The organism is Natronomonas salina (assembly GCF_013391105.1).
Taxonomy (GTDB): Archaea; Halobacteriota; Halobacteria; order Halobacteriales; family Haloarculaceae; genus Natronomonas; species Natronomonas salina.
In genome coordinates this window covers 3,369,777-3,388,803 of sequence record NZ_CP058335.1, presented here as the reverse complement: position 1 = coordinate 3,388,803, position 19,027 = coordinate 3,369,777, and the positions used below count along the sequence as shown (strand labels likewise).

Here is a 19,027-nt window from a genome sequence, read left to right as displayed (position 1 = left end):
AGATTGCTCCTGAAAAGCGAGATGCGTCGCTGTTCGATGTAGCACGCAACGAGAACGAACTCGCGGGAGACCGCGAGTTCAGATGGTCGACGTTCCGCCAGCAGTGTGCGGTTCTAGACGTAGCCCTCTTCCTCGAGGCCGTCCATCATGTCGTCGACGAGTTCGTCGACGCTCTCGTAGGGGAAGTCCTGACGGCCGGAGGCCTCCTGGTTGAGCTCCATCGCGGTGATGGTCTCGTCGCCCACCTCGAACTGCGTGCCGGGGCCGTTCGGCAGGGCCGGCACGAGGTCCATCGGGCTGTTGACGGGGTAGTCTGCACCTTCGAACGCGTCCACGAACTGTTGACGGACTTCTTCTCGGTCTGCCATGGTACACCATAGAGTGTGCAGCTTAGGGGTTGGGTGTACTGCCTCTCAATGACGGGAGTTTATTGCGAGGCTCCATCCACGCCCGTTCGGTGTCGTTTCTGAACGCTCGATGGAGGTGTCCGCCCTTCGAAGCCATCCCCGCGAAACCCCCTCTAGCGCCCCAGTATCAATTCTTCTCGTACGTGCACATGGGACCTACGTGCAACACAGAAAACGGGACAGCAGCGTCGGCTGCCGACGCTGTCAATACTTGTAGTCGGTGTCGATCACCTGGCCGGTCTCGCTCATCGCGACGGCGGCGTCGCTGTACTGCAGGACCTTCTGCATGTCGCCCTCGATGTCGAAGACGCCCGACATCATCCCGTCGATCGGGCCGATTTCGCCCTGGTTGAGCGCGACCCAGTCCGAGTAGTCGCCGCGGTAGATGAACCCGGCGTCGACCGCGTCGGGATGCTCGATGCGGGTGGCCTCGGTGCACCGGCCGTCCTCGAGGCCGATGTAGAAGTACGCGTCCTCCGGGAGCCGGTCGTCCGCGCGGACGTGGAAGACGAAGTCGCCGTCGAATCCGACGCCCCAGCCCTGGCCCGCCTCGGCGTACTCCTCGTTGTCGTTCAGTCGGTGCCGCCACTCCGTGATCCACGCCTCCGAGGGGAACGGTATTGCCATGCACCTGCCATGCGTGCACATGTACCAAATAACTGGTCCCCCGCTTGCGGGGCGGCCTTAAGTCCCACCACCGATCCTGGACCCGTTCGGGGTCCGAGGGCGACCCGTTTCACCCTCCATACCCCGTTTAAATGACCGTGTACGCCCCCCGCAACGTTTTATTAGGTAGCATAACAGGATGGGGTAGAGAACCGTGACTACACGAGAAGCGCACGGTCAACCTCAGTTGACCGGAGAGCGAACGACGGCCTCGGAGAACGGCGTGGTGGTCGCATCGATGGTCGGCGCGATACTGGGCGGACTGATGGGCGGCCTCGCCCTGTACGCGTTGACGACGTTCCACCTGCCGTTCATGGCCTCCATCGTCGGCCTCACGGGCAGCACTGGCGTCTTCGGCGCTTGGATGGGTGCCGCCCTCGTGATGGGCCTGCTGTTCGGCTCCATCGCCGACCCCGCGGTCGACTACTTCGCCTCCCTCTCGACGTGGCTGACCGAACGATCCGCACTGTTCCGCATACTACGAGATACGGTGCCAGCCGGTAACACGACCGCCGTCGGCCTCTTCTTCGGCCTCGTGATGGGCGACATCGTCGGACTCGTCGCCGTCCCGTCGGTCGTCGGCGGCAACGTCCCGCCCCTGGAGGCCGGCCCCATCGTCGTCGGCTACGCCGTCTTCGGGCTCTTCCTCGGCTTCGGCTACGAACACACCCGCGCCGGGACGATCCCCGTCCCCTCCGTCGCCATGTTCAGTCCCGGCGTCCGCGGGGCCATCTTCGCGCCGCTCCTCGCCGGCGCAATCTCGGGGGCCATCGTCTACGCCGGCGAACCGCTCTACCTCCGCTACCTCTCGACGCTCGGCGGCTACGGCTCGCCGCGCGCCGGCTTCGGCATCTGGATGGTCGCCGCACTCGTCCTCGGGCTGGCGTTCGCGGCGATGGCCTACGGGCAAGCCGTCCGCGGCAACGCGACGACGGGCTACGGCTTCGTCTACGGCGTCGTCCTCGCCGTCTTCGTCGGCCTCCTCGCCATCCCCGCGGTCGTCTCGTCGACGACCGAGTGGAACCTCGGCTTCGACAACGTCGGCGGCGCGACGCTCGCCGCCTTCGTCGTCTACGGGCTCACCCTCGGCTCCGTCTACGGGAAGACGATCAACCGCCAGCCGCTGCGACCCACGTTCCTCGTCGGCCGCACCCGCGCGACCGTCATCGCCGCGCTGATCGCCGGCGTCGCCTCGGGAGCCATCGTCTACGCGGCCGCCCCGGTCGCCCTCGTCCTGCTCGGCTACCTCCCCGGCCCCGGCGGCATCACGGTCGGCTTCGTCACCTGGGTCGGCATCGCGGTCCTGCTCGGGTGCGGCTTCGCCGCGTTCCCGGCGCGCCGCGTCGAACGCGACGCCTCCCCCGCCCAGTCCGGCATCAAGCTCGGACTCCTCTACGGCTTCCTCGTCGCGCTCCCGGTCGGCGGCCTGCTCGTCCCGCGCGCCGTCGACTCGGTCATCTACGGCTTCTCCGTGGCGCCGCTCACCCAGGGGTCGGTCCTCGGCGCGTGGGTCCTCTTCGGCCTCCTGCACGGCGTGAGCTACGGGGCCATCAAGGGCCAGGGCCGCGCGACGCCCCTCTTCCTGCGGGGCCGCGGCATGCCGGTCCTCGTCGGCGTCGTCGCAGCTGGCTCCGTCAGCGCCTTCGTCGCCTACATCACCTCCGTCGCCCCGGGCGTCTACCTCCGCGTCCTCGGCGGCGCCCTCGGCTCCACGTCCGTCTGGGCCGGCCTCGCCGTCTGGCTCGGCGTCATGCTCGTCGCCGGCGTGCTGTTCATCCCGTTCGCCGCACGCTCCGTCGAGTCCAGGCCCGGACTCGTCCGCGGACTCGGCGTCGGCGCCGTCTTCGGCGTCGTGATGACCGCCATCGTCGGCGCCTACGTCGTCCCCTCGGCGACCGGCATCGACACGCCGCACACCAACACGCCCGTGATCGCCTACTTCGTCTTCGGGCTGCTGTTCGGCGGCGTCTACGGCATCCTGCGCAAGGAGACGCTCAAGGACGAGGCGGCCCCCACCACGACCGCCATCGGCTCGCGCGGCCAGCGCGCCATCCTCTTCGGCTCGCTGTTCGGCGGGTCGGTCGGCGGCCTCGTCATCTACCACATGTTCGCGCCGGTCGGCATGCTGTACTTCAGCTCGCTGGTCGGCTACGGGAGCTACGCCATCGGCTGGGGCATCTGGCTGCTCATCTGCGTGCTCCTCGGCGGGCTCTTCGCCGTCGCCGTCGGCCCCCGCATCGCCACCTACGCGGACTCGATGAACGAGCTCACCGAGCGCGACGAGGACATCGACGAGGTCTTCGGCGACCTCTTCGAGACCGGGCCCTTCACCACGGCGGCCACCGTCGCCGGCCTCGCCTACGGGATCGTCGTCGCCGTCGCCGTCGGCGCCATCCTCTTCCCCATCGCGATCAACACCATCACGCCCTACGGCCTCGCCGTCCCCACGCTTCAGGGATACTTCCTGTTCGCGTTCGTGATGTACGGCCTCGTCATGGGGCTCGGCTACGGCGTGGTCAAGGAGTTCTAGAGTAGTTGGTCTGCCAGATTCCGCAATGTGATTCCACAGCAAAATATATCACAAGCAATTTGTAAGTTGGGTGTATGTCGAACGAGTTCTACAGTTCTGCCAATCCAACTACGAACGGGGTTGAACAAGCAATCAAGCGGATGGATTGGGATGAACCAGAAAAATACCGTGTCGAATGGGAGAGTAGTGAGAAATGGCAATTTGACTCCGCCTATGCAGTCAAAGAAATCCGGTTCGGCGGAAGTGCTCGTGCGATGATGTTACTCATTGGTCCAAGAGGAGGTGAATATCTAATAGACGCAAATCCAGCGGGCCAGCCTAGGGTTCGTAAACAACGGTCTGATGGATATGAGAGTGAAGATCGATTAGCAGAGATCAGGATATTCAGTGAGGATTTCAACTGGCGCCATCGTGTCTTGCGGGCAATAGAAGAAGCATCAGAAAAGGTCCCAAATCGTTCGTAGAGGCTATTTCAACCAACAATTCAACGTGGAACGGTGTTTATGGAGGAGTAGACAGTCACCAGACGAATCATTGCTCGGCGTGATTCCCAGTAGTCGAAACGGCCTTCAGTAGATAGTCGCGCCCTGGCCGATCCGCGTCTGGTAGGCTCGCGCCTCCACGTCGGCGGCCTCGAAGGCGTCGATCATCGCCATCGCGACGTCGCGCCGGTCGGGTTCGTGGCAGGCCGCGATGACCGCGGGGCCGGCACCTGAGATCGTCACGCCCGTCGCACCGGCGTCGAAGGCGGCCTCCCGGACGTCGTCGTACCCCGTGATGAGTTCCGCGCGGGCGGGCGTGACGATGGCGTCGAACATCCCGCGACCCACGAGGTCCGGGTCGTCGCGAGCCATCCCGATGGCTAACGTCGAGGCGTTCGCGACCGTCTCGACGACCTCCTCCATCCGCGCGCCCTCCGGGACGACCTGGCGGGCGTCCCGCGTCGAGACGACGATCTCCGGCAGGCAGGTCACCAGCGGGACCGAGGCGTCGACCTGCGTGACGCCGTCGTTCCGGGCGATCGTGAACCCGCCCATGATCGAGGGGGCGACGTTGTCGGAGTGGGCGGCCCCCGAGACGACTGCCTCGCCCTCCGCGGCGATCGGGACGAGCTCCTCGCGGGTGAGTCCCCGGTCGTAGAGCTCGTTGAGCCCGACGGCGGCCGCGGCGGCGGAGGCCGCAGAGGACCCCAGCCCCGAAGCCGGGCGGACCCCCTTGTCGATCTCGATGTGGGCCGGCGCGTCGAGTTCCTCGGCGACCGCACCGACCGTGTTCTTCTCGGGGTCCTCCGGGATGTACTGGCTGCCGACGCCGGTCACCTCGATGGTCGTCCGGTCGGCCTTCTCCACGCGGACCACGTCGGCGGGCCGCTCAAGGGCCGCTCCGAAGACGTCGAAGCCACTCCCGAGGTTCGCGCTCGTCGCCGGGGCCCGCACCGTCACCATGCCCGGAGTATCCCGTCGCCTCCGGATAAATGTACCCGAACGAGGCCGGTCGCGACCGACGGACTTAACGTGGCAGAGAACAACTAGCACGCGCCCGAACGCGGCGTTCGGGGAGGATACCATGCGATCCGAATACGAATGCGTCTGCTGCGGGGAGGTCTGCGAGGACGCCGTCTCGCTGCGCCACCACGAGCGCACCCAACACGGCGGGCAGAAGCGGGAGCGCCAGCGCAGGCGGCGCGCGCTGACCACGAAGTAGCCCCGGCAGCGACACGCCGACGACCGGAACAGGCAAAGGGCCGGACTGACCACCGTTGGGTATGATCGGCATCGTCGGCGGCGGGCTCGCGGGGCTGGCCGCGGCCCACCGCCTCCAGCGGGCGGGCCGGGAGGTCCGCGTCTTCGAGGCCGCCGACCGCCTCGGGGGGCTGGCGGCGACCTACGAGACCGACGGGGACCGCGTCGAGAAGTTCTACCACCACCTCTCGAAGTCCGAAGAGACCATCGTCGACCTCGCCGAGGAACTCGGCGTCGGCGACCGGATCGAGTGGCGCGTCGGCGAGAACGCCTACTATGTCGACGGCATCGCCCACCCCCTGGACGCCCCCTGGGAGATCGCCGCCTACCCCTACCTCTCGCTGTACGACAAGTTCCGCCTCGGGATGCTCACCCTCGGCGTCGACGTCCGCGGCGGCATCCCCCGCACCGACACGTACGACGACCTCGAGGACTTCGAAGACGTCCCCATCAAGGAGTTCCTACTCGAACACACCACCCGCGGCGTCTACGAGTACTTTTTCGAGCCGCTGCTGGACGCGAAGTTCGGCTCCCGGAAGGAGGACGTCTCCGCGGCGTGGCTGCTCGGCCGCGTGAAGTTCCGCGGCGAGCGCGACCTGCTCCGCGGGGAGGTCCTCGGCTACCTCGAAGGCGGCTTCGGCGTCCTCCTCGACGCGCTCGTCGACAGCGTCGGCCGCGAATACATCGAGACCGGCACCCGCGTGACCGAGGTCGGCTTCGCCGACGGTGATGGCCCGACGCCGGCAATCCGCCCGGCCTCCGGCGACCTCGCGAGCGACTGGTCGACACCCCGGGGGCCGGTCGAGTCGCTGACCGTCGCCAGCGAGGCCGACGCCGGCGACCGGACGACCCGGACCTACGACGTCGACGACCTCGTCGTCGCGACGATGCCCGATGTCCTGGAGGCGCTCACCGGCTACGAGTGCGACATCGACTTCCAGGGATCGGTCTGCGCTGTCGTCTCGATGGACGAGCCACTGATGGACACCTACTGGCTCAACATCGCCGACGACGCGCCGTTCGGCGCGCTCATCGAGCACACGAACTTCGTCTCGCCCGAACGCTACGGCGGCGAGCACCTCCTGTACGTCGCCAGCTACGTCCAGGACCCCACGGAGGAGCTGTGGCAACTCGACGACGACGGCGTCGCGGAGCTGTGGCTCGACGGCGTCGCCGACCTCTTCCCGCAGTTCGACCGCGAGAGCGTCAACTGGGTGCAGATCGCTCGCAACCCCAAGACCGCGCCGGTCTACGAGCGCGGCTACCTCGAGATGGTGATCCCGTACGACCTCGGCGACGCGGTCGCGCCGGGCGTCCACTACGCGGGGATGGCCTCGCGCGCACAGTACCCCGAACGCAGCCTGAACGGCGCCATCGAGGCGGGCTACGCGGCCGCAGAATCGATCCTCGATTAGTCGTCCGCGCCCGGCGCCTGCGTCGGGTCGACGTCCTCCGGTTCGTCGGTCCCGCCGACGACCGTCTCCCCCTCCTCGGTCTCGACGTAGACGTCGTCGGCGAACCCGGCGATCGCGTTCTCGTACTCCGGCTTCTCGAGCTTCCCGGGGGTCGCCGGCGCGTCGGCGATGCCAGCCGGGGGCCGGAACTCGCCGAGCGGGTCGTCGATGGTGATACCGTGCTCGGTGAAGAACGCCTCGTAGCGGCGGAAGTGGGCCTCCAGTTCGTCGCCCGGGATCTCCATCATCTCCGTCCAGCCGTGGTTGAAGAAGTCAAAGTTCCCCTGGACGTGGGTGATCTCGCGGGCCTCGGCCTCGGTGTAGCCGGCCTCCAGGGCGGCGACGTAGCTGTCCATCGTCGCCGCGAAGAAGTCGTCGAGGTGGTCGCGGCGCGCCTCGCGGTGGGCCTCGTCGGCCTTTTCCAGGAAGATGCGGGTGTGCAGGTCGACCAGCTTCTCCCGCGCCATGTCGCCGACGACCGGCGTGGTCAGCGCCTTCTTGGCGGCCCAGTGGCGGACGTTCTGGCGGAGTTTCATACCCGCCACTCGGGGCTCTGACTCCTTGAACGTCCCGACAGTGGCGAGTCGTCCGGGGCCCGTATCTCCGTCCTGTTCGGTCGTGGAACCCTGCCCGCAAGCGACCGCTCGAATCGGACGGCCGTCAGAAAAGCCCGGCGGCGCAGTTCGGAATCGTCACATAGCAATTCACTTTAAGGCGGCTGTCGTAGCCGTGCGCATGTGTGCGTCGCACGTCATAATCGGTGACGGCATCGCGGGGTCCTCGGCGGCCGAGACGATCCGCGAGGCCGACCCCGAGGCCGACGTCACCGTCATCACCGAGGAGGGGGAAGCTCTCTACAACCGCATCCTCATCAAGGAGTTCGCGAAGGGCAAACTCCCGGAGGCCCCCGTCTCCATCCACGACCCCGACTGGTACGCCGAACGGGACATCGACCTCCGGCTCGACACCGTCGTCACCGAGGTCGACACCGACGCCCGCGAGGTCCACACCTACGAGGGCGACGTCTTCGAGTACGACAAGCTCCTCGTCGCCACCGGCGGGACGCCGACGCAGCTCCCCGTCGACAACAGCGACGCCGAGGGCATCCACCACTTCTGGACCTTCGAGGACGCCCGCGCCATCAAGGCCGACGCCGAGGCCGCCGAGAAGGGCGTCGTCATCGGCGCCGGCCTGCTCGGCATCGACCTCGCGGCCATCTGCGGCGCCCAGGACGTCGAGGCCCACTACCTCATGCGCGGCAACGCCTGGTGGCGCTACGCGCTCAGCGAGGAGGGTGCCGAGATCATCCACGACGCGCTCCGCGAGATGGACGTCACGCCCGTCTTCGACTCCGGCGTCGACCACTTCGAGACCGACGACGGCGGCCGCATCACGGCCGCCGTCGACCCCAACGGCGAGCGCTTCGAGGCCGACTTCGCCGGCGCCGCCATCGGCCTGAACTTTAACACCGAGTTCCTCCGCGGCTCCGGGCTCGAACTCGACGACGGCATCGTCGTCGACGAGTACATGCGCACCAACGTCGACGACGTCTACGCCGCCGGCGACATCACGCAGTTCCACGACGTCATCCTCGGCGATCGCGCCCAGAACGGCGCCTGGGGCTCCGCGAAGGAGCAGGGCTCCGTCGCCGGCACCAACATGGTCGCCGACGCCCCCGAAGAGGAGTTCCGCTGGGTCTCCTCGTACTCCATCACCCACTTCGACTTCCCCTTCCTCTCGTTCGGCCACCCGACGCTCGGCGACGACTCCGTCGAGAAGAAGTACGACGAGGGCACCTGGCGCCGCGTCGCGCTCAAGGAGGGCCGCGTCGTCGGCGGCGTCCTCATCGGCGACCTCGCTGCGCAGTCCGGCCTCAAGAAGCTCGCCCGCAAGCAGGTCGACGTCCGCGGCAACGAGGACCTCCTGCTAGAGGAGCAGATCGACGTCGACGCCTTCGAGGAGACCGCGGCCGCGGAGTAACAACCACTTTTTGCACGCTCCGGCGGTCCGCCAGGGGCGGACACGCCTCCGCGGAAAAAACATGGGTGTAAATAGGCGCGCCCTCCTCCTGTCGCGCGGCTTCGCTCCGCTCAGCCGCGCGGTAGTCGTCGGGTGTCCTCAGAAGTGCGAAGCACTTCTGATGGGCTGCGGAAATCGCCTGAGGCGATTTCCGAACGCTACCGAGCGCTCCCGTCGGTCGCGCTCGGCGAACCGCTCGCTCACTTCGTTCGCTCGCGGATGCTCCGCATCCTACGTCTCGCCTCTGCTTACGGCTCCCTGACGTGGACCCGAGAACCGAGGTACTTCGTGACGACCTCGGGGGTGTCGTCGGCCTTGAACAGCTCGAGGTTCTCGTCGATCTCCAGGCGGAGCGCCTCGTAGTAGTCGTCGTCCGTCCGGAGTTCCCGGAACTCGATGGACCGGACCTCGACGCCCAGCGTCTCCTCGGCCAACTCGCGCAGGTGGTCGTGGTCGTTCACCTCGCCGCGCCAGAGGTTGTCCCGGAAGAACAGCCAGCCCTCCTCGCCGGGCGTCGGCGCGCGCTTGTGGAGCGTGGTCTCGACGCTCGCCGGCTCCAGCCATACGTCGGGGTCCGACGGCGACAGCTGCAGTTCGACGGCGAAGACGTACTCGGCGGAGCCCGCCTCGTCGGCCTCGGGGTCGGCGTCGGCCATCAGTCGGCGAGTTCGTTGAACCGCGCGGCCAGGTCCGTGTCGGCCTCCGTGATGCCGCCCTCCTCGTGGCTCGTCAGCCGCACCTCGACCTCCTGCCAGTCGACGGTCATCTCGGGGTGGTGGAACGCCTCCTCGGCGAGGCCGCCCGCGCCCGCGGCGAAGCCGACGCCCTCCAGGTACGAGTCGAACTCGAAGGTGCGGACGATCTCGTCGCCGTCGCGCTCCCAGCCGTCCGGTAGCTGTGCCTCGATCTCGTCGTCGGAGAGCAGGTCGCTCATGGTCGAAAGTGGGCCGGCAGGCGGATAAATCTACGCCGGACCCCGGCGCCGAGGTGACGGAAATCGTGGCTTTCGGCGGTAGGTGGTCGACGGATTCGTGTTCTTTGTTAGCGCGCGCCACTATTTCGCTCGGATCGAGGCCCCGTTTACGCCGACGCGGGATATCCCGTTATTCGGCCTCTCCGGTACGATATGCCGATATCGGGGGCCGAGCCACCATCACCTCTGGACCGAGGGCCCGATCGGCGTTCGAGACGATCGTGCGTGTCGCACGACCTTCCATTCGAGTTACAGTTACGGGCGGGTAAGCCCTCAGGAGGCGGCTACCCTCCCGAGATTTGTATTTCCTGTGCAGACACGAGTGACAACGTCCTGTACGTTCTCCCTGACGTTCGACGGTATCGAATAACGAATGACGAGGAGTTCGACGCCCGACTGTGAGGTTCGATACCAACAGCGGAGACGGCACGGAGCAGGATGGGGCGGAGACAAGCAACACGCGACGGCGGTTCATGGCGGGGTCGGCCGGAGCACTCGGCGGGGTCGCTCTCGGGAGCACCTTCGCCACCGGGGCGTTCGCCCAGGACGACGAGGACGGAGGCGAGGCCCCCGAGGCGCCGCCGCAAGGTAACGCCACCGAGGGCGAGTTCGAGGACGACCTCGAGATCCTGAACTACGCGCTGACGCTGGAGCACCTCGAGGCGGAGTTCTACAACGAGGCGCTCGACAACCTCGATGACGACGCCATCCACAATTCCGAGGCACTCGGGGACTTCGACGGACCGGTCGTCGACCGCGTCGTCGACGAACTGGAGACGATCCGCGACCACGAGGTGGCCCACGTCGACACCCTGACGGCGGTCGTGGGGGACCTCGGCGGCGACCCCGTCGAGGCGCCGACGTTCGACTTCGGCGGGGCGACCCAGGACGCCGACGCGTTCCTCGAGACGGCGATGGCCCTCGAGAACACGGGCGTCGCGGCGTACGCCGGGGCCGCACCGTCGATCGAGAACGCTGACGTCGTGCCGCCGGCGCTCAGCATCCACAGCGTCGAGGCCAGGCACGCCTCGTTCGTGAACGTGCTCAACGGCGAGAGCGGCTTCCCCGAGGCCTACGACGACCCCCTGTCGCGAGCCGAGGTCCTGGACATCGCGTCCGACTTCATCGTTCAGGACGACGAGAACGGGGAGGATGGAGGCGATGCCGAGAACGGAGACGATTCAGACGACGGCGGCTGTTGATCGAGAGCGGGGCGAGTGGAGGTCCCACCCACACCAGTTTTTCAGTCACCGGTCGGGGACGCGCCGGAGGGCCGACGGCTCAGCGACCGCGTCCGCCAGACGGCGACGAACGTCAACGCGAACGCGGCGAAGGACAGCCCGAGGATGACCAGTTGGCCCTCGCTGCCGAAGGCGCGCCGCGTGACGACGAGCTGGGCGACGATGAGCACCGCCCCGAGGCTGCCGGCTGCGGAGACGCCGCGGGCGCCGAGCTCCCGGCCCCACAGCGCGACGACGCACAGCGCCGAGAACACCGCGAACCCGAACCCGTAGTAGAGGAGCTGGGCGACCTCCCCGAAGTCGAGGAACAGTCGCGGCGTGAGCGCCACCAGCAGCGGGAAGCCGAGGAGGGCGGCGCCGCCCGCGCGCTCGACGCGGTCCAGCGAGACGGCCCCCGCGGCGGCGTAGGCCCACACCGTCGCCGCGACCAGCAGCGCGAGGATGAGCGCCGCGAGCGCGAAGTGCAGCGTCAGGACGACGATGGAGTAGCCGAAGACGAACTCGTGGACGAGGACCGTGAACGCCCCGAAGACGATCTGCAGCGGCGTGAGCAGGAGGGCGCCGACCGTCGCGAACCGGACGCGGCGCTGGTGGCCGCCGCGCCAGGCAGCGACGGCGGAGCCGACGATGAGGACGCCCGTGATCATCGCCACCAGGCGGTGGGACCACTCAATGAACGACATGAAGTTCGCGGGGAACAGCCCGAAGACGGCGCCGTCGCAGAGCGGCCACCGTGCCTCGCAGGTCAGCCCCGCGCCGGTGGAGGCGGTGAACACGCCCAGCAGCGCCGTCAGCGCCGTCGAGACGGTGGTCACGAGCAGGAGCCGGCGGAAGTTCATGCGCGCCAGTCGGGACCGCGTGAGTATATAGCCCGCGAAAGCGGGCGGCCGAGACTCGTCGCCGCTCGCCCGACGCGAGGTTCGGGCAAGCTCTGCCAGCGCCGCCACGTTGGGTAGCTTTTTGGGGAACGTGGACGGGATACCTCTATGGGACTAGACGAGGACTCACTCGAGTACCACCGGATCGACCCGCCGGGGAAGCTCGAGATCTCCACCACGAAGCCGACCAACACGCAGCGGGACCTCTCGCTGGCGTACTCGCCGGGCGTCGCGGCGCCGTGCAACGAGATCGCCGAGAACCCGGACGACGCGTTCACCTACACGACGAAGGGGAACATGGTGGGCGTCGTCTCCAACGGCAGTGCGGTCCTCGGCCTCGGCGACATCGGCGCGCAGGCATCCAAGCCCGTCATGGAGGGCAAGGGGGTGCTGTTCAAGCGCTTCGCCGACATCGACGTCTTCGACATCGAACTCGACCAGGACGACCCGAAGGACATCATCACCACCGTGCGGGCCATGGAGCCGACGTTCGGGGGCATCAACCTCGAGGACATCAAGGCCCCCGAGTGCTTCGAGATCGAGGAGACGCTCCGCGAGGAGATGGACATCCCCGTCTTCCACGACGACCAGCACGGCACCGCCATCATCTCCGGGGCCGCCCTACTGAACGCCGCCGAGATCGCCGGCAAGGACCTCGACGAACTCGAGGTCGTCTTCTCCGGGGCCGGCGCCTCCGCGCTCGCCTCCGCCCGCTTCTACGTCTCGCTGGGCGTCGACCGCGACAACGTCACGATGTGTGACTCATCGGGCATCATCACCCAGGAGCGCGCCGACAGCGGCGACGTCAACGAGTTCAAGAAGGAGTTCGCACAGGACGTCCCCGAGGGCGGCCTCGACGACGCCATGGAGGGCGCCGACGTCTTCGTCGGCCTCTCCATCGGCGGCCTCGTCGACCAGGATATGGTCCGATCGATGGCCGACGACCCCATCATCTTCGCGATGGCCAACCCCGACCCCGAGATCCCCTACGAGGAGGCGAAGGAAGCACGCGACGACACGGTCATCATGGCCACGGGGCGCTCCGACTACCCGAACCAGGTCAACAACGTCCTCGGGTTCCCGTTCATCTTCCGCGGCGCCCTCGACGTCCGCGCCACCGAGATCAACGAGGACATGAAGGTCGCCGCGGCGGAGGCCCTCGCCGACCTCGCCAAGCAGGACGTCCCCGACGCGGTCGTGAAGGCCTACGGCGACCAGCCCCTGCAGTTCGGCTCCGAGTACATCATCCCGAAGCCGCTGGACCCCCGCGTCCTCTTCGAGGTCGCGCCCGCGGTCGCACAGGCCGCGATGACCAGCGGCGCCGCACGGAAGAATATCGACCTCCAGGATTACGTCGAGCGGCTGGAGGCCCGCCTCGGGAAATCCCGAGAGATGATGCGGGTCGTCCTCAACAAGGCCAAGAGCGACCCCAAGCGCCTCGTCCTCGCGGAGGGCGACGACGAGAAGATGGTGCGGGCCGCCTACCAGCTCGTCGACCAGGGCATCGCCGAGCCGGTGCTCATCGGCGACCGCGAGGAGATCTGGGAGCACGCCGAGCGGCTCGGCCTCGACTTCGACCCCGAGATCGTCGACCCCGAGGAGGGGAACCTCGACCCCTACGCCGAGCGGCTCTACGAGCTCCGCCAGCGGAAGGGCATCACCCGACGCGAGGCCGACGAGATGATCGAGGACGGCAACTACCTCGGCAGCGTGATGGTCGAGATGGGCGACGCCGACGCGATGCTGACCGGCCTCATGCACCACTACCCCTCCGCGCTGCGCCCGCCGCTGCAGGTCATCGGCACCGACGAGGACGCCGAGTACGCCGCCGGCGTCTACATGCTCACGTTCAAGAACAACGTCGTCTTCCTCGCCGACGCCACCGTCAACCAGGCGCCCGACGAGAACGTCCTCGCCGAAGTGACGCGCCAGACGGCGAACCTCGCCCGCCGGTTCAACATCGACCCCCGCGCGGCGCTGCTGTCGTACTCCGACTTCGGCAGCGTCCGCAACGAGGGGACGCGGAAGCCGCGTGAGGCCGCCCGGATGCTCAGAGAGGACCCCGAAGTCGACTTCCCGGTCGACGGCGAGATGCAGGCCGACACCGCCGTCGTCGAGGAGATGCTCGAGGGGACCTACAGCTTCTCGGAGCTCGACGAGCCGGCGAACGTGCTGGTCTTCCCGAACCTGGAGGCCAGCAACATCGCCTACAAGCTCCTCCAGCGGCTCGGCGGCGCCGAGGCCATCGGCCCCATGCTCGTCGGCATGGACCAGCCCGTGCACGTCCTCCAGCGCGGCGACGAGGTCAAGGACATCGTCAATCTCGCGGGCGTCGCGGTCGTCGACGCCCAGTCGAACGGTTACTGACACTCGTCCAACGACCTTTTTCGCCCACGTTTTTGCGCCGAGCGGGGAGCGGGAGCGTGGCGCGACTGGAAGGAGCGCCACGAGGCAGTGACCTCGAGGCGCAAAAAGGTGGAAGTCGAGGACATCGTCAATCTCGCGGGCGTCGCTGTCGTCGACGCCCAGTCGAACGGCTACTGAGCCGTCATCGGCGTCCAGACGGGCGGTTCCGGGGCGGCCGCGACGTCCCCGCCGATTTCGCCGCGTCGCCCCCATTCTCGCCGAAACGTTAAATCGGATGTCACCCAACTGATTGTCCATGGCCAGAGACTTCGACGTCGACCGTCGCACCTATCTCGCGACGGTCGGCGCGGCGGGGGTCGCGGGACTCGCCGGCTGCCCGGGCGACGGGGGGAACGGGAACGACGACGACACGGGGACCGACGACGGGACCGGGACCCCCGACGACGGCGGGCCGAGCGGCGAGGACGTCATCCGCCTCGCGACCGCCGGGGATTTCCCCCCGTTCGCGACGCTCGAGGAGGGCGCGCTCGTCGGCGTCGACGTCGACCTCGCGGAGACGGTCGTCGAGCGCGCCGGCTACGAGATCGGCACTTGGGCAGACATCCGCTTCGAGGCGCTCGTCCAGGAGCTGAACGCCGACCAGTTCGACCTGGTCGCCGCCGCGATGTCGACCAGCCTCGGCCGCGAGGAGGAGGTCGCCTTCTCGGCGCCGTACTACGAGACCGACCAGGCGGTCCTGGTCCGTTCGAGCGGGGAGCAACCCGCAGACGAGTCCGACCTCGAGGGGCTGTTCGTCGGCGCACAGGCCGCCACGACGAGCGAGGCCGAGGTCGAGCGCCTCATCGAGGAGGAGGTCCTCACCGAGGACGACTACCGGCCGTTCGTCGACTTCACGAACGCCGTCGAGGCCCTCTCCGACGAGACCCTCGACGCCGTCGTCGCCGACCTCACCGTCGGCGAGGCCGTGACCGACGGGGTCGACCTCGAGGTCGCGTTCATCATCGAGACCGGCGAGGAATACGCGCTGGCGATGCGTACCGACGACGACCGCCTCGAGGACGTCGACGCGGCCCTCTCGGAGATGATGGACGACGGCACCTTCGAGGAGCTCGTCGCCGAGTACCTCGGCGAGAACGGCGAAACAGGCCAGAACAACGAAACTAACGGGAGCAACCAAACCACCGAGAACAACGAAACTAACGGGAACAACCAATCCACCGAGATCAACGAGTAGGTCGGACCGGCCGGTTCCGGGGGAATCCCGGGCCCTCCGCGACCCTCGGCTCCCATCCGTGCTCCTGCTCGCGAGTCCCGTGGCCGTCCGTCCACCGAACGGCCGGATTTCGAGTGGTTCCCTCGGCCGACGTTCGAAACGTTAAAACAGGTCTCTGACAACCACATCCCTATGACGAGTGAATCCGACATGAACCGTCGCGCCTACCTCGCGACGGTCGGCGCCGCAGGGGTTACGGGTGTCGCCGGCTGTCTCGGCGGCAACGGCGACGGGGACGGTACCGGGAACGGGAACGGGAACGAGAGCGGCAACGGGGACGGCGACGGCACCGAGGTCATCGTCCCGGGGACCGCGTCCGGCTTCCCCCCGTTCGAGTACACCGAGAACGGCGAACTGGTCGGATTCGACATCGAGCTCGCCGAGGAGGTCATCACTCGCGCCGGCTACGAGGTCGGCGACTGGGTCGACATCGAGTTCGAGTCCCTCACACCGTCGCTGCTCAACGAGGAGCTCGACCTCGTCGCAGCCGCGATGACGATCAACGAGGAGCGCGCCCAGCAGATCGCCTTCACCGACCCCTACTACGAGGCCAACCAGGCCGTGCTGGTCCCGTCGGGCGGCGACTTCCAGCCCGAGGCGGAGTCCGACCTCGAGGGCCGTGTCGTCGGCGCCCAGTCGAGCACCACCGGCGAGGACGAGGTCGATCGCCTCATCGAGGAGGGCGTCGTCGACGAGGGCGACTACCGCCAGTACGACAACTACACGCTCGCGGTCCAGGACCTCGAGAACGGGAACGTCGACGCCATCGTCATCGACATCCCGGTCGCCAACAACTTCTCTGACAGCCGGGACGTCGAGGTCGCCTTCACCATCGAGACCGGCGAGGAGTACGGCCTGGGCATGCGGCAGGACGACGACCGAATCCAGGACGTCAACGACGCGCTCGCCGAGGTCCAGGAGGACGGCACCTACGAGGAGCTCGTCTCGAAGTACTTCGACCAGTCCGACGAGTAACGCGAGCCGATGGATCCCGTCCCGCTGCAGTCGGCCGACTGGCAGTTCATCTTCGACAACGCCGAGTACCTGCTGTTCGGGACGGTCGTCACCATCCTGCTGACGCTCTCGAGCCTCACCCTCGGCTTCCTCGCCGGCTTCCCGGCCGGCGCGATCGAGGTGTACGGCTCGGGCTGGCTGCGCGACCTCGTCAGCACCGTCGGCGTGCTCCTGCGCGGAACGCCGATCGTGGTCCTGATCTTCCTGTTCCACTTCGGGCTCCCGATCCCGCGGCTGTGGACGGTCGAGGTGCTCGACCAGGAGCTCTTCCAGCTGGGGGTGTTCGTCTCGGCGACGCTGGCGCTCGGGTTGCGCAGCGGCGCCTACCAGGCGCAGGTGTTCCGCGGCGCCATCCAGTCCATCGGCGAGGGCCAGATGGAGGCCGCCCGCTCGGTCGGGCTGAGCAAGCTGCAGGCCATCCGCCACATCGTCTTCCCGCAGGCGATCCGGCGCTCCGTGCCGGGCTTCCAGAACGAGTTCACCATCGTCCTCAAGGACACGAGCGTCGCCTTCGCCATCGGACTGGCGGAGCTGCTCACCCGCGCCGAGAACCTCTACCTCCAGCCCGGCCGCGACACTGCGGCCGTGGAGGTCATCCTCGCGATCAGCGCGATCTACTTCGTGCTCACCTTCGCGACGAACCGCGCGCTCGACCACCTCGAGGACGTCTATGCCGTCCCAGGAGGAACCGAATGACGCTACTCAACGTCGAGAACGTCGACAAGTCCTACGGCGACGAGGAGGTACTGCGCGACGTCAGCTTCGAGATGCAGCGACAGGACGTCGAAGTGGTCGTCGGCCCGTCGGGGTCGGGCAAGTCGACGCTGCTGCGCTGCGTCAACCGCCTCACGGAGATCGACGACGGCGCGATATACCTCGACGGCGAGGAGATCCACGGCATCGACGAGAACGACCTCCGGCGCCGCGTCGGGATGGTGTTCCAGGACTTCAACCTCTTCGCCCACCGCACCGCCCGCGGGAACGTCACGCTCGGACTGACCGAGGTCCTCGGCCTCTCGACGGAGGAAGCCCGGGCGAAGGCCGACGACTACCTCGCTCGCGTCGGGCTCGCCGACCAGGCGGACTCCTACCCCGCCGAGCTCTCCGGCGGCCAGAAGCAGCGCGTCGGCATCGCCCGCGCGCTCGCGATGGACCCAGAGCTCATCCTCTTCGACGAGCCGACCAGCGCGCTCGACCCAGAGCTCATCGGCGAGGTCCTCGAGGTGATGCGCGACCTGGCCGCGGAGGGGATGACGATGCTCTGTGTCACCCACGAGATGGGCTTCGCGCGGTCGGCGGCCTCGACGATCACGTTCCTCGACGCCGGTCGCGTCGTCGAACGCGGCCCGCCCGAACAGCTCTTCGAGAACCCCGAGCACGACCGCACACGGGCGTTCCTCGGTGAACTCACCGACCTGAACCGATGACGACCGCCGAGGAGACGCGCGGCAGCGCCGTCGGCGACCTGCCCGGCAGGCGACGGCTCGTCGTCGGCGCCGTCGGCGTCGTCTTCTGGACGTGGCTGCTCCTCCGGTGGGCCTACCACAACACGCTGGTCGACCGGCTCTTCACCGCCGTCGGCTTCCCGGACCTCGTTCAGTCCGAGCGGGGCGTCCGGTTCCGCGAACCGTGGATCCCGGCGGGTCCGTTCGAGTCCGTCGCTGCGACGCTCGGCGGCGTCGCCGACGCCCTCGGACCGGTCGGCCTCCCGGTCGAGTGGCTCGCCTGGCTGTTCGACCTCGCCGGGTTCGCGACGACGACCGGCCCGCAACTCGCCGCGGGCGCGTTCATCACCGTCTACCTGACGCTGCTGTCGATGCTGTTCGGCCTCGTCATCGCCGTCCCGCTGTCGGTCGCGCGGGTCTACGGCGGGCCACTGGTCCGCGGCGTCTCGCTGGCGTACACCGAGCTCATCCGCGGGACCCCCCTGCTCGCCCAGCTGTTCTTCCTGTACTTCGGGCTGCCGCTCGGCAGCATCTTCAACGACTTCGGGTTCGTCGGCGAAGGCGCGGTCCCGCAGGCCGCAATCTTCGTCGCCGTCGTGGGCTTCACCATCAACTCCTCGGCGTACCAGGCGGAGTACATCCGCGCTGCGCTGCAGTCGGTCGACCCCGGCCAGCTGACGGCGGCCCGCTCGGTCGGGCTCACGAAGCTGCAGGGCATCCGCCACGTCGTGCTGCCGCAGGGGCTCCGCTTCGCCATCCCCGGCTGGACTAACGAGTTCATCTACCTCATCAAGTACTCCTCGCTGGCGGCGTTCATCACGGTCCCCGAGCTGTTCCGGCGCGCCCGCGACGTCGGCTCCGACACGTTCCGGTACACGGACATCTACGTCGTCGTGGCGGTGTTCTACCTCGCGCTCGTGCTGACGACGGCGCTGGCGATGGGGAAACTCGAATCGTCCCTCGCGATCCCGGGCGTCGGGAGCAGCTCGGGCCGGGACTGAGACACCGGGGGCGTCCG

General features: G+C 67.8%; 19 protein-coding genes. 12 read left to right on the top strand and 7 right to left on the bottom strand.

Annotation, left to right across the window (positions count from 1 at the left end):
• Positions 1–113: 113 nt before the first annotated feature.
• Positions 114–368, bottom strand: coding sequence for an MTH865 family protein (locus HWV07_RS17560; RefSeq protein WP_178335569.1), 255 nt, complete (start codon positions 366–368; stop codon positions 114–116).
• A gap of 243 nt (positions 369–611) precedes the next feature.
• The gene (locus HWV07_RS17555; RefSeq protein ID WP_178335568.1) at positions 612–1,034 is read right to left on the bottom strand and encodes an SCP2 sterol-binding domain-containing protein; all 423 of its coding nucleotides are present in this window, start codon (positions 1,032–1,034) and stop codon (positions 612–614) included.
• A gap of 226 nt (positions 1,035–1,260) precedes the next feature.
• Between HWV07_RS17555 and HWV07_RS17550 the strand changes: the two genes are divergently transcribed.
• A complete protein-coding gene (locus HWV07_RS17550) occupies positions 1,261–3,603 on the top strand; it encodes a hypothetical protein (protein ID WP_178335567.1) in 2,343 nt (780 codons plus the stop codon).
• A gap of 74 nt (positions 3,604–3,677) precedes the next feature.
• Positions 3,678–4,067, top strand: a complete 390-nt coding sequence (locus HWV07_RS17545) for a hypothetical protein (RefSeq protein ID WP_178335566.1) — start codon at positions 3,678–3,680, stop codon at positions 4,065–4,067.
• A gap of 105 nt (positions 4,068–4,172) precedes the next feature.
• On the opposite strand, the gene HWV07_RS17540 is transcribed toward HWV07_RS17545, so the two are convergent.
• Positions 4,173–5,048: a homoserine kinase gene (locus HWV07_RS17540; protein WP_178335565.1), complete on the bottom strand. Its 876-nt coding sequence runs from the start codon at positions 5,046–5,048 to the stop codon at positions 4,173–4,175.
• 121 nt (positions 5,049–5,169) lie between these two features.
• On the opposite strand from HWV07_RS17540, the gene HWV07_RS17535 reads away from it, so the two are divergent.
• Together HWV07_RS17535 and HWV07_RS17530 are read left to right on the top strand one after the other, a co-directional pair.
• A complete protein-coding gene (locus tag HWV07_RS17535) occupies positions 5,170–5,307 on the top strand; it encodes a hypothetical protein (protein WP_178335564.1) in 138 nt (45 codons plus the stop codon).
• A 61-nt stretch (positions 5,308–5,368) separates the two neighbouring features.
• Positions 5,369–6,760 carry an NAD(P)/FAD-dependent oxidoreductase gene (locus HWV07_RS17530; protein ID WP_178335563.1) on the top strand — a complete coding sequence of 464 codons (1,392 nt, stop codon included), beginning with the start codon at positions 5,369–5,371 and terminating at the stop codon, positions 6,758–6,760.
• Here the strand turns inward: HWV07_RS17530 and HWV07_RS17525 are convergent.
• Positions 6,757–7,335, bottom strand: coding sequence for a DUF6149 family protein (locus HWV07_RS17525; RefSeq protein WP_178335562.1), 579 nt, complete (start codon positions 7,333–7,335; stop codon positions 6,757–6,759). The genes HWV07_RS17530 and HWV07_RS17525 overlap by 4 nt on opposite strands.
• Before the next feature lie 199 nt (positions 7,336–7,534).
• Between HWV07_RS17525 and HWV07_RS17520 the strand changes: the two genes are divergently transcribed.
• The gene (locus tag HWV07_RS17520; protein ID WP_178335561.1) at positions 7,535–8,779 is read left to right on the top strand and encodes an NAD(P)/FAD-dependent oxidoreductase; all 1,245 of its coding nucleotides are present in this window, start codon (positions 7,535–7,537) and stop codon (positions 8,777–8,779) included.
• Positions 8,780–9,066: 287 nt separating this feature from the next.
• Here HWV07_RS17520 and lwrS read toward each other — a convergent pair whose 3' ends face one another.
• Positions 9,067–9,474 carry an LWR-salt protein gene (gene lwrS, locus HWV07_RS17515; protein WP_178335560.1) on the bottom strand — a complete coding sequence of 136 codons (408 nt, stop codon included), beginning with the start codon at positions 9,472–9,474 and terminating at the stop codon, positions 9,067–9,069.
• Positions 9,474–9,752, bottom strand: coding sequence for a 4a-hydroxytetrahydrobiopterin dehydratase (locus tag HWV07_RS17510; protein ID WP_178335559.1), 279 nt, complete (start codon positions 9,750–9,752; stop codon positions 9,474–9,476). The genes lwrS and HWV07_RS17510 overlap by 1 nt, the downstream gene beginning before the upstream one ends.
• Positions 9,753–10,189: 437 nt before the next feature.
• Between HWV07_RS17510 and HWV07_RS17505 the strand changes: the two genes are divergently transcribed.
• Entirely contained in the window at positions 10,190–10,993 is an 804-nt protein-coding gene (locus HWV07_RS17505) for a ferritin-like domain-containing protein (RefSeq protein ID WP_246279791.1), read from the top strand.
• 41 nt (positions 10,994–11,034) lie between these two features.
• Here the strand turns inward: HWV07_RS17505 and HWV07_RS17500 are convergent, their stop codons facing one another.
• Complete coding sequence (locus HWV07_RS17500; protein ID WP_178335558.1) at positions 11,035–11,871, bottom strand: COX15/CtaA family protein; 837 nt, start codon at positions 11,869–11,871, stop codon at positions 11,035–11,037.
• Between the two features lie 147 nt (positions 11,872–12,018).
• Between HWV07_RS17500 and HWV07_RS17495 the strand changes: the two genes are divergently transcribed.
• From HWV07_RS17495 to HWV07_RS17470, 6 genes are all read left to right on the top strand, one after another.
• A complete protein-coding gene (locus HWV07_RS17495; RefSeq protein WP_178335557.1) occupies positions 12,019–14,277 on the top strand; it encodes an NADP-dependent malic enzyme in 2,259 nt (752 codons plus the stop codon).
• Between the two features lie 295 nt (positions 14,278–14,572).
• Positions 14,573–15,511 carry an ABC transporter substrate-binding protein gene (locus tag HWV07_RS17490; protein WP_178335556.1) on the top strand — a complete coding sequence of 313 codons (939 nt, stop codon included), beginning with the start codon at positions 14,573–14,575 and terminating at the stop codon, positions 15,509–15,511.
• A gap of 171 nt (positions 15,512–15,682) precedes the next feature.
• A complete protein-coding gene (locus HWV07_RS17485) occupies positions 15,683–16,525 on the top strand; it encodes a basic amino acid ABC transporter substrate-binding protein (protein ID WP_178335555.1) in 843 nt (280 codons plus the stop codon).
• 9 nt (positions 16,526–16,534) lie between these two features.
• Positions 16,535–17,260 (top strand): amino acid ABC transporter permease, encoded by a 726-nt coding sequence (locus tag HWV07_RS17480; protein ID WP_178335554.1) that lies wholly within the window; start codon positions 16,535–16,537, stop codon positions 17,258–17,260.
• The gene (locus HWV07_RS17475) at positions 17,257–17,991 is read left to right on the top strand and encodes an amino acid ABC transporter ATP-binding protein (protein WP_178335553.1); all 735 of its coding nucleotides are present in this window, start codon (positions 17,257–17,259) and stop codon (positions 17,989–17,991) included. Before HWV07_RS17480 ends, HWV07_RS17475 begins: the two co-directional genes overlap by 4 nt.
• Complete coding sequence (locus HWV07_RS17470) at positions 17,988–19,010, top strand: amino acid ABC transporter permease (protein WP_178335552.1); 1,023 nt, start codon at positions 17,988–17,990, stop codon at positions 19,008–19,010. Before HWV07_RS17475 ends, HWV07_RS17470 begins: the two co-directional genes overlap by 4 nt.
• The last annotated feature ends 17 nt before the right edge of the window (positions 19,011–19,027 follow it).

Excerpts from the sequence above, each read along its gene's own strand:
- HWV07_RS17560 (WP_178335569.1), bottom strand. The coding sequence starts at position 368 with ATGGCAGACCGAGAAGAAGTCCGTCAACAGTTCGTGGACGCGTTCGAA.
- HWV07_RS17555 (WP_178335568.1), bottom strand. The coding sequence starts at position 1,034 with ATGGCAATACCGTTCCCCTCGGAGGCGTGGATCACGGAGTGGCGGCAC.
- HWV07_RS17545 (WP_178335566.1), top strand. The coding sequence starts at position 3,678 with ATGTCGAACGAGTTCTACAGTTCTGCCAATCCAACTACGAACGGGGTT.
- HWV07_RS17540 (WP_178335565.1), bottom strand. The coding sequence starts at position 5,048 with ATGGTGACGGTGCGGGCCCCGGCGACGAGCGCGAACCTCGGGAGTGGC.
- HWV07_RS17535 (WP_178335564.1), top strand. The coding sequence starts at position 5,170 with ATGCGATCCGAATACGAATGCGTCTGCTGCGGGGAGGTCTGCGAGGAC.
- HWV07_RS17530 (WP_178335563.1), top strand. The coding sequence starts at position 5,369 with ATGATCGGCATCGTCGGCGGCGGGCTCGCGGGGCTGGCCGCGGCCCAC.
- HWV07_RS17525 (WP_178335562.1), bottom strand. The coding sequence starts at position 7,335 with ATGAAACTCCGCCAGAACGTCCGCCACTGGGCCGCCAAGAAGGCGCTG.
- HWV07_RS17520 (WP_178335561.1), top strand. The coding sequence starts at position 7,535 with ATGTGTGCGTCGCACGTCATAATCGGTGACGGCATCGCGGGGTCCTCG.
- lwrS (WP_178335560.1), bottom strand. The coding sequence starts at position 9,474 with ATGGCCGACGCCGACCCCGAGGCCGACGAGGCGGGCTCCGCCGAGTAC.
- HWV07_RS17510 (WP_178335559.1), bottom strand. The coding sequence starts at position 9,752 with ATGAGCGACCTGCTCTCCGACGACGAGATCGAGGCACAGCTACCGGAC.
- HWV07_RS17500 (WP_178335558.1), bottom strand. The coding sequence starts at position 11,871 with ATGAACTTCCGCCGGCTCCTGCTCGTGACCACCGTCTCGACGGCGCTG.
- HWV07_RS17495 (WP_178335557.1), top strand. The coding sequence starts at position 12,019 with ATGGGACTAGACGAGGACTCACTCGAGTACCACCGGATCGACCCGCCG.
- HWV07_RS17490 (WP_178335556.1), top strand. The coding sequence starts at position 14,573 with ATGGCCAGAGACTTCGACGTCGACCGTCGCACCTATCTCGCGACGGTC.
- HWV07_RS17485 (WP_178335555.1), top strand. The coding sequence starts at position 15,683 with ATGACGAGTGAATCCGACATGAACCGTCGCGCCTACCTCGCGACGGTC.
- HWV07_RS17480 (WP_178335554.1), top strand. The coding sequence starts at position 16,535 with ATGGATCCCGTCCCGCTGCAGTCGGCCGACTGGCAGTTCATCTTCGAC.
- HWV07_RS17475 (WP_178335553.1), top strand. The coding sequence starts at position 17,257 with ATGACGCTACTCAACGTCGAGAACGTCGACAAGTCCTACGGCGACGAG.
- HWV07_RS17470 (WP_178335552.1), top strand. The coding sequence starts at position 17,988 with ATGACGACCGCCGAGGAGACGCGCGGCAGCGCCGTCGGCGACCTGCCC.